Raw genomic sequence first — 7,389 nt, forward strand, 5'->3', positions numbered from 1 at the left:
TGGATGGCGAAGCGCCATCCACGCGGATGTGAAAAATTCGTTAACTAATTCTCCCCAAAGGCTTTTTTGCGTAGGAATATTCTGCGACACTAATACGAATAATTATCATCAGCTTTATTATTCGCCAGGGACGGCGTTTCAGGGGAGAGTCCGTTCCATGTCTGTGCAACAACACGCCGGTAAGGTTTTTTCACCCAGCTTGATGGCATTGGCCGTCTGCCTCGCCACCTCGCCAGCGGCCTTTGCCGCCGAGACCCCGGCACCGGCCACCACGATTGAACTGGGCGCCACGCAAGTTTCCGGCGAGCAACAGTTGAGCGAGACGACCGAGGGCACGCAGTCCTACACCACCGGCTCGATGAAAACCGCGACCAAACTGCCGCTCACCATGCGTGAGACCCCGCAAGCCGTCACCGTGATCACGCGCCAGCGTATGGACGATCAGGCGATGACCAGCATCAACGACGTGGTCAACGCCACGCCGGGGTTGTTTCTGAACTACTCCAACGGGCCAGGTCGTCAGGCCTATACCTCGCGCGGGTTCGACATCGACAACCTGATGTATGACGGCATCCCCAGCGGCTATAACGGCGTCTCGGTGGGCGCACAGCCCAACCTGGCGATGTTCGATCGCGTCGAGGTGGTACGGGGCGCAACCGGCCTGGTGACCGGCGCGGGCAACCCTTCGGCGGCCATCAACCTGGTACGCAAGCGCCCACTGGACGAGCAGAAAGTCACCCTCACCGGCGCCGCCGGCAGTTGGGACGACTACCGTGGTGAACTCGATGCCTCCAGCCCGCTCAACGACAGCGGCACCTTGCGTGGCCGGGTCGTTGGGTCTTACGGCGACGCCAACAGCTTCATCGATGGCGTCGAGTCGTATCACGGCCTGTTCTACGCCGTCACCGAAGCCGACCTGAGCGAAGACACCACCCTGACCCTCGGTTTTTCCAACCAGAAGGACAAGACCAACTACTTCTGGGGCTCCTCGATGGTCGGCCTGAACGGCCATCACCTGAACCTGCCGCGCTCCTACAACCCAGGCACCGACTGGGAGAACAAGGATCAGGAAATCAACACGGTGTTCGCCGAGCTGCGCCAGCGCCTGGCCAACGACTGGCAACTCCAGGTCAACGCCAACTACGCCCAACAGAACGCCTTGTTCTCCGGTTCCTACCAATCACGCTGGACCAACAACACCCTGGCGCGCACGGTCTACCAGGCCGCTTACGATGAAGACCAGGCCGGTGTCGACGCCTTTGCCAGCGGCCCGTTCCAGGCGTTCGGCCGAACCCACGAACTGGTGGTGGGCGCCAGCCGCCGCATTTACGACATGACCTCCCACGACTACAGCCCGTACGACACCAACTGGCCGCTCACGGCGGGCAAACCGGATTTCGTCCACACCACCGATACGCGCGAAGTCACCACCCAGGACGGTTTCTACCTCACCTCACGCCTGAGCCTGGCCGACCCGCTCAAGCTGATCCTCGGCGCGCGCCTGGACTGGTACGACTACGATGCCCATGGCGGCGTGGACAACTCCAGCGACTACAAGGTCACCCGTAACCTCACCCGCTACGCTGGCTTGATCTACGATCTGGACGACCATCACTCGGTGTATGTCAGCTACAGCGATATCTTCACCCCGCAGACGGCCAAGGATGTGTCTGCCACACCGCTCAAACCGATCGTCGGCAAAAACTATGAGGTCGGCATCAAGGGCGAATACCTCGGTGGCGCGCTGAATGCCAGCGTGGCGCTGTTCAACGTCGACCAGGAAAACCGCGCAGTGGCGGTGGTCGTGGACAACTGCCCGCAGGCTTCCTGCTCGGTCGCCTCCGGCAAGGTTCGCAGCCAGGGTATCGACTTCGAACTGCAAGGCGCCCTGACCGAAAACTGGCAGGTGGGCGGTGGCTTTACCTACGCGCGCACCCACACCATCAAGGACGCGGCCAACCCCCAGGATGTCAACAAACAGCTCGACACCGACACCCCGGAAAAGCTGTTCAAGCTGACCACCAGCTACCGCTTTCAGGGCCCGCTGGAAAAACTTCGCGTCGGCGGCAACGTTTCCTGGCAGAGCCGTATGTACAACGACATCGAGCTGACCGACGGCAGCAGCTATCGCCTCAAGCAAGGCTCCTATGCGGTGACCGACCTGATGGCCGGCTACAAGGTCAACGACCACCTGGACCTGCAGCTCAACGCCAACAACATCTTTGACCGTCGTTACTACACCTCCATTTCCGACTCCACGAAATACGGCGGTGATGCCTACGGCAACCCACGCAACATGATGCTGACCGCCAAGTACAGCTTCTGACCCTCGCCCCCCTGCGGCTGCCCGTTCGGGCAGCCGTTCTTTTTAAAGCCCGCCTGAAAAATGCCGATAGGTAATGGGCAGCCCTGAACCTGCAAAAAACCTGATACCTGCGTTGCTCTGTACCCGCGTGCCGTCGTGGCACGCCGCATGCTTTGTTCCTGGCTCGTCCACATGGAGTAAGAGTGAATGCCTGTCCGCGCGCGTTTCCTGGAGCATTACCGCAAGGCCGACCGCATCATGCTGGCGTTGATCTGGCTGATGACGCTGTTCTCGCTGGGCCTCGCCTTCTGGCACGACACGTTTGCGCAAGCCTTGATCGTCGGCGGCGGCACCAGCCTGCTGCTGACCGTGCTCTATCGCGCCCTTGGCGGCACCCGTGTGATGCGCTGCGCACTGGGCGCGGGCTTGATGGTCATGGCCGCATTGCACATCAACCAGGCCCAGGGCGTGATCGAATCGCACTTCGGGATTTTTGCGTTGCTCGCAGTGCTGACGTTCTACCGGGACTGGCTGCCGATCCTGGTGGCAGCGCTCACCATCGCCGTTCACCACGTGGTCTTCCACGCCTTGCAGCATCAGGGTGTGCCGGTGTTCGTGATGGACCACCACGGCGGCTGGACGATGATTTTTGTGCACGCGTTCTACGTGGTGATGGAGACTGTCGCCCTGCTCTACCTGGCCATGCACAGCCAGGCCGACGCCGTCGAGAGCCAGGAAATGCTCGAAAAAATGCTCGCCGTCACGTCCCAGTTCAGCGCAGAAACTGCCACGGGTGAAGGCAAGGTCCACGTCTCCCTCACCCAGCGTTTCGAGCATTTCCTGCACCAGATAACCGGCCTGATCGACGGCGTCGCACGTGATTCCCATGGCCTTGGGCAACTCGGCCAGGAACTCGCCCACGCCAGTGGCACCCTGGAAACCGGCGCGCGCCAGCAACTGTCCGAAATTGCGCAAATGACCGGCTCCATGCAGCGCATGGAAGATGCCATGGGCCACATTACGGTGCACGTCGAACACGCGGTCGAGCACGCCGGGGTGGCCAGCCAACAGATCCTGCGTGGCCAGCAAAGCGTTGGTCGCGCACAACACGAAATCGCCCAACTGGCCTCGCGCCTGGAAGGCACCCACCACACCGTACAAGGCCTCGCGGTGCAGGCCGAACAGATCGGCTCCGTGCTCGAAGTCATCAGCAGCATCGCCAACCAGACCAACCTCCTGGCCCTCAACGCCGCCATCGAGGCCGCCCGCGCCGGCGAACAAGGCCGAGGCTTTGCGGTGGTCGCCGATGAAGTCCGCAGCCTGGCGCAACGCACGGCGGTATCCACCGAAGAAATCAAAACCATCATCGACGCGTTGCAGCAAGGCAGCCGCGAGGCCCTGCAAGCCATGCGCGACAGCCGCGAGGGCGTGGACCGCTGCGTGGAAGACAGCCAGGTCGCCGTCGACATGCTGCGCGCGGTGAGCAGTGACATTACCCAGATCGATGAGCTCAATGGGCGGATTGTAACCACCACACGCGAGCAGACGGCGGCGAATCTGGAGATTGTCGGCCGCTTGCAGTCCGTGCAAGGCATTGCGCAAAGCACGGCGCAGGATGTGGAAATGCTCGCCAAGAGCAGTGAACAGCTGCCGCCGATTGCGGTGCGCCTGGATGCGCTGGGCAGACGCTTTCATCCGTGAACGGCAGCGTTCCCACGCCCGTGGGAACGCTAATTCGCCCTTGCCCATTCGCCGCAAACAGGCTACAAATCCCTCCGCGAAGTTGTACGACAACTAACAATAAATGCCCATCCCCGATGATGGTGCCCACTGCCGAGCCCTCTGAATGACTGCCCCTGCCCTGTTCTCCCGCCACATCGCCGTATTGATTCTGCTGTGCATGGGCTGCGCCTTCGCCGGAAACCACATTGCCGCGCGCGTCGCCTTCGATGACGGAGCCGGCGTGCTGCTGGCCATCCTTATGCGCTCGGGCGGCACTCTGTTCGTGCTGGCCGTTCTGGTGGTATGGCAACGTCAAAGCCTGCGCCTGCCGCCAGGTGCATGGCGCTGGCAACTGCTGCTGGGCCTGCTGATCGCCACTCAAAGCCTGTGCCTCTACTCCGCCGTCGCCCGCGTGCCGGTCGCCTTGGCGCTACTGGTGGCCAACGTGTTTCCGATCTTGCTGGCGCTGCTCACCTGGGCATTGGGCGGCCCCCGGCCCACGCTGCGCACCGCCTCGCTGATGGGCTTGATTCTGTTGGGCCTGGTGTTCGTGCTGGATGTACCAGGCCGTCTCTTCGCCACTGCCGACATTGGCCCGCAATGGCTGCTTGGGGTGACGCTGGCGTTCTGCGCCGCCTTCGTCTTTGCCTGTGCGCTGTGGATCACCGACCACAAGTTGTCCCAAGTGCGTGGCTCGGTGCGCAGCCTGCTGACGATCTTCATCGTGTTCAGCAGCGTCAATCTCGCGGGCTTCAGCGGTGCACTGGCTGGCGGCATGAACCTGCCCGCGAGCAGCACCGGTTGGCTGGCGCTGGCCACATTGGTGGTGCTGTATGGCACGGGTTTTATCGTGCTGTTCATTTCGGTGCCGCGCCTGGATATGCCGCGCAATGCGCCGGTCATGAACATAGAGCCACTGGCGACGTTGCTGATGGGCTGGATCGTGCTCGACCAGATGCTCAGCGCCGGGCAGATGGTCGGCGGCGTCATCGTGGTGACAGGCATCGTACTACTGACTTACCGCAAAGCGGCCCCGTCTCGATAGTGCCCCGCCGCGCCTGGCCCGATTCCTGCCTCCCTCACTCCCAGCAGGTCGCTGCTGACTACGCGGACGACTCTTTTGGGCCCCGCCGCCGGGCCCTCTGCTCTGATAATCAGGCATCCCCTATCCGCGCCGAGGCCTTCCCCCATGACGAGCCCATCAACCGAACAGGTCAGCCCGCAAACCCTGCGAAAAGTCATCATCGCCGCCGGCATCGGTAACTTCGTCGAGTGGTTCGACTTTGCCGTCTACGGTTTCCTCGCCACCACCATCGCCCAACAATTCTTCCCCAGCGGCGACGCCAGCGCCGCGCTGCTCAAAACCTTCGCGGTCTTTGCGGTGGCGTTCGCCTTCAGGCCCCTGGGCGGGATTTTCTTCGGCATGCTCGGCGACCGCATCGGCCGCAAGCGCACGCTGGCCATGACCATCCTGCTGATGGCTGGCGCCACGACCTTGATCGGCCTGCTCCCCACGTACGCGGCCATTGGTGTGGCGGCGCCCATTCTGCTGTCACTGATCCGCTGCGCCCAGGGGTTCTCCGCCGGCGGCGAATACGCCGGTGCCTGCGCCTACCTGATGGAACACGCGCCCAGTGACAAACGCGCCTGGTACGGCAGCTTTGTGCCGGTGTCGACCTTCTCCGCGTTCGCCGCCGCTGCGGTGGTGGCCTATGCACTGGAGGCGTCGTTGTCCGCCGAGGCGATGGGCAGTTGGGGCTGGCGCCTGCCCTTCCTGATTGCTGCGCCGTTGGGCCTGGTGGGGCTGTACCTGCGCTGGAAGCTGGATGAGACGCCGGCGTTCCAGGCCGTGACGCAGGAGCACGCGGTCGCCCACTCGCCGCTCAAGGAAACCCTGCGCAACCATGGTGCAGCGATCTGTTGCCTGGGCGCTTTTGTGTCGCTGACGGCGCTGTCTTTTTACATGTTCACCACCTACTTCGCGACGTATCTGCAAGTGGCGGGTGGGCTGAGCCGAGCGATGGCGTTGCTGGTGTCGCTGATCGCACTGATTTTCGCCGCAGCGATCTGCCCACTGGCAGGCCTGTATTCGGACCGGGTAGGACGCCGGGTCACGGTGATGACCGCCTGCGTGTTGCTGATGGTGGTGGTGTACCCGTCGTTCCTGATGGCCAGTTCCGGTTCGTTCGCGGCGTCCATTGTCGGGGTCATGTTGCTGGCGGTTGGCGCGGTGTTGTGTGGCGTGGTCACGGCAGCGTTGCTCTCGGAAACCTTCCCGACGCGCACGCGCTATACCGCCTCGGCGATCACCTACAACATGGCCTATACGATTTTCGGCGGCACCGCGCCGCTGATGGCGACATGGTTGATCAGCACCACCGGCAGCAACCTGTCGCCGGCGTTTTACCTGATTGCGATCGCGCTGCTGGCGTTGGCGGGCGGGTTGGCGCTGCCGGAAACCTCAAGGATTTCCCTGCATGACGTGGGCACGCAGGAAAAAGGCGCCGCCGTCCTGCTCCCGCGCTAGGTGCGCTTCACGCACACAAACAAGGCATTGCCGGTGAGGCCGCCCCAGGGCGTGATGCGTTCGTAGTCATGCTCGAAAATGTGCACGTCAAACTGTGGCTGCAACAGCTGCTGCAGTTCGGCAAAACTGAACGCGACCATGGGGTGTTCGTCGTGCCAGGCCTGGGTTACGCCTGCAGTGGTCTTCTCGATACTCAGGCGCAGCGACTGCTGCTCGCCCTCTCCCCGGTAATGCCAGCCGGAGCCGAAGGTGAAGTGGCTGCCTTCACGCTGCACGCTGTGGCGCACCATCAAGCCGTTGTCGATCTGGCGCTTGTCCACCGCGTTGAAACAAAACACACCGTTGTCGGCGAGTGCGCCATGCACGCTGGCCAGGCACGCGCGCAGCTGCGCCAGCCCGGCGTTGTAATGGGTCGAGTAGAGGAAGCAGGTGATCAGGTCCTGCGGTTCATTCACCACAAAGCCAGCCATGTCCTGGCGACTGAACACTGCCTCGGGGCACCGCAACTGGGCGATATCCAGCATCGACTGGCTGATGTCCAGGCCGGCACTGTGGTAGCCAAAGTCGAGAAAATGCCGCACATGCGGCCCGGTCCCACACGCAAGGTCCAGATGCCGCCGCCCATCGTTCCCAAACAACTGGTGCAACCGGCGCACGCTGTGGCTTTGCGCCGGGTAATCGATGTCGGCACACATCAGGTCGTAGTAGATGGAAAGGTCGGTGTACAGCGCGTTGGAGGACATAAGTGGCCAGAGGGTTCGGCGGAAATTTCGCGGCGGCATGGTAACCCAGTCGCGACGGTTATGGTCTCGAACCTGAACACAGGCTCGATGAT

Annotated in this window: 5 protein-coding genes; 4 read left to right on the plus strand and 1 reads right to left on the minus strand. The window is 62.5% G+C overall.

Translation table 11 applies throughout. From position 1 onward, the window contains the following. The first annotated feature begins 157 nt into the window (after window positions 1-157). The 4 genes from GIW02_RS15845 to GIW02_RS15860 all read left to right on the plus strand — a co-directional run bounded on the left by GIW02_RS15845 (window position 158) and on the right by GIW02_RS15860 (window position 6,554). Complete coding sequence (locus GIW02_RS15845) at window positions 158-2,326, plus strand: TonB-dependent siderophore receptor (RefSeq protein ID WP_236418744.1); 2,169 nt, start codon at window positions 158-160, stop codon at window positions 2,324-2,326. Between the two features lie 186 nt (window positions 2,327-2,512). Then, complete coding sequence (locus GIW02_RS15850; protein ID WP_236418743.1) at window positions 2,513-4,006, plus strand: methyl-accepting chemotaxis protein; 1,494 nt, start codon at window positions 2,513-2,515, stop codon at window positions 4,004-4,006. A 145-nt stretch (window positions 4,007-4,151) separates the two neighbouring features. Further along, the gene (locus GIW02_RS15855) at window positions 4,152-5,072 is read left to right on the plus strand and encodes a DMT family transporter (RefSeq protein WP_236418742.1); all 921 of its coding nucleotides are present in this window, start codon (window positions 4,152-4,154) and stop codon (window positions 5,070-5,072) included. 144 nt (window positions 5,073-5,216) lie between these two features. Next, the gene (locus GIW02_RS15860; RefSeq protein WP_236418741.1) at window positions 5,217-6,554 is read left to right on the plus strand and encodes an MFS transporter; all 1,338 of its coding nucleotides are present in this window, start codon (window positions 5,217-5,219) and stop codon (window positions 6,552-6,554) included. On the opposite strand, the gene GIW02_RS15865 is transcribed toward GIW02_RS15860, so the two are convergent. Then, entirely contained in the window at window positions 6,551-7,297 is a 747-nt protein-coding gene (locus tag GIW02_RS15865; protein WP_236418740.1) for a class I SAM-dependent methyltransferase, read from the minus strand. The genes GIW02_RS15860 and GIW02_RS15865 overlap by 4 nt on opposite strands. Between the last annotated feature and the right edge of the window lie 92 nt (window positions 7,298-7,389).

It is taken from the genome of Pseudomonas syringae, from assembly GCF_021606685.1.
Taxonomy (GTDB): domain Bacteria; phylum Pseudomonadota; class Gammaproteobacteria; order Pseudomonadales; family Pseudomonadaceae; genus Aquipseudomonas; species Aquipseudomonas syringae_R.

Excerpts from the sequence above, each read along its gene's own strand:
- GIW02_RS15850 (WP_236418743.1), top strand. The coding sequence starts at position 2,513 with ATGCCTGTCCGCGCGCGTTTCCTGGAGCATTACCGCAAGGCCGACCGC.
- GIW02_RS15860 (WP_236418741.1), top strand. The coding sequence starts at position 5,217 with ATGACGAGCCCATCAACCGAACAGGTCAGCCCGCAAACCCTGCGAAAA.
- GIW02_RS15855 (WP_236418742.1), top strand. The coding sequence starts at position 4,152 with ATGACTGCCCCTGCCCTGTTCTCCCGCCACATCGCCGTATTGATTCTG.
- GIW02_RS15865 (WP_236418740.1), bottom strand. The coding sequence starts at position 7,297 with ATGTCCTCCAACGCGCTGTACACCGACCTTTCCATCTACTACGACCTG.
- GIW02_RS15845 (WP_236418744.1), top strand. The coding sequence starts at position 158 with ATGTCTGTGCAACAACACGCCGGTAAGGTTTTTTCACCCAGCTTGATG.